The sequence below is a fragment of the Pseudomonas emilianonis genome (genome assembly GCF_023072625.1).
Taxonomy (GTDB): domain Bacteria; phylum Pseudomonadota; class Gammaproteobacteria; order Pseudomonadales; family Pseudomonadaceae; genus Aquipseudomonas; species Aquipseudomonas paraveronii.
On record NZ_JAKNRV010000632.1, the window covers coordinates 1 to 1574 of the forward strand.

The 1574-nt window shown below is 64.2% G+C and carries 2 protein-coding genes; one reads left to right on the plus strand and one right to left on the minus strand.

Annotated features, from left to right (window positions below):
- The coding region (locus L9Z73_RS30265) for a GntR family transcriptional regulator (RefSeq protein ID WP_247408623.1) at positions 1-296 on the minus strand (296 nt) is incomplete at its 3' end.
- A 142-nt stretch (positions 297-438) separates the two neighbouring features.
- Between L9Z73_RS30265 and L9Z73_RS30270 the strand changes: the two genes are divergently transcribed.
- A partial coding sequence (locus tag L9Z73_RS30270) for a benzoate/H(+) symporter BenE family transporter (RefSeq protein WP_247408626.1) occupies positions 439-1574 on the plus strand: 1136 nt, incomplete at its 3' end.

Genomic DNA, 1574 nt, shown 5'->3' on the forward strand with positions numbered 1-1574 from the left:
GAGGCACCGCGCAATTCGGTGCCGATGGCCTCGCACACGTAACTGCCGGAGCCCTCGCGCCGCACGATAAAACCATCGCGCTGCAACTGCACGTAGGCGTTCTCCACCGTATCGCGCGCGATCCCCAATGACTTGGCCAACACCCGCGTCGCCGGCAGCTTCAGGCCGGGTGCCAGCGCGCCGTCGAGGATCAAGGCGCGCAGTGCGCGTTGAATTCGCTGGTGCAGGCCCAACCGCTGGAATTGCGCATCGTTGAGGCGCATTTGCAGGGTTTCCAGCTCGAATGTTTTCGCCATGCGGTCTGCCTTGCCTTGAGCAATTGGCTGGTATAGGCAGGCCAGTCTATCCGTAGACTTCGACCTGCGCCACGGCCTTCAAGCCGGCCAATGGCCCATCACGCGAGGCTCAACCCCTCGCCTGGCAAGGAGCTAATTACCTATGTCTTCGTCAATATCGCCGTCGTCGCTGCGCCTGCGCGACCTGTTCCACCCCATCGTGGCCGGGCTGATTTCAGTCATCGTCAATTATGGCGGCACGTTCATTCTGGTTTTCCAGGCCGCCAAGGTCGCTGGGCTGAGTCCCGAGCTGACCGCTTCGTGGGTCTGGTCGGTGTCGATCGGTGTGGGGGTGACCGGGCTGTTTCTCAGTTGGGTGAGCCGTGAGCCGATCATCACCGCCTGGTCGACCCCCGCTGCGGCGTTTCTGGTGGTCGCGCTGTCTGCCACGCCTTACGCCGAGGCGGTCGGCGCGTACATCGTTTCAGCCGTGGCGTTTGTGCTGCTGGGGCTGTCCGGCTGTTTCGAAAAAGTCATCCGGCTGATTCCGCCTGGCATCGCGGCGGCCATGCTGGCGGGAATTCTGCTGCAGTTCGGTATCGGCGCGTTTGGTGGCATGAGCCTCGACCCTGTGTTGGTCGGGTTGCTGATCGCCGCTTACGTTGGGCTCAAGCGGTTTACTGCGCGCTACGCCGTCGTCGGGATTCTGCTGCTGGGTTTGGGATTCCTGCTGGTGCAGGGGCGGGTGGACCTGTCAGGCCTGTCCCTGCAACTGGCGGCGCCGGTATTCACCCGGCCCGAGTTTTCGCTCAATGCGTTGCTCAGTGTGGCGCTGCCGCTGTTTCTGATCACGCTAACGGGCCAGTACATGCCGGGCATGCTGGTGTTGCGTAACGATGGTTTCAAGACCAGCGCCAACCCGATCCTGACAGTGACCGGGCTGGGGTCGCTGTTGATGGCGCCGTTCGGCTCGCACGCGCTCAACGTCGCGGCGATCACGGCGGCCATCTGCACGGGCAAGGAAGCCTCGGAGGACGCGTCCAAGCGCTGGGTCGCCGGGGTTGCCGCTGGGGTGTTCTACATCCTCGTCGGGGTGTTCGGGGTGACGCTGGCTGCGGTATTCATGGCGTTCCCGCCGGCGTTCATTACCACGCTGGCCGGCTTGGCCCTGCTGGGCACCCTCGGCGCGAGCCTGGCCAACGCCATGGCGGACGTCAGGTCGCGTGAAGCCGCGCTGATCACCTTTCTGGCGTGCGCCGCCAACATCACCCTGTTGGGGATCGGTGGGGCGTTTTGGGG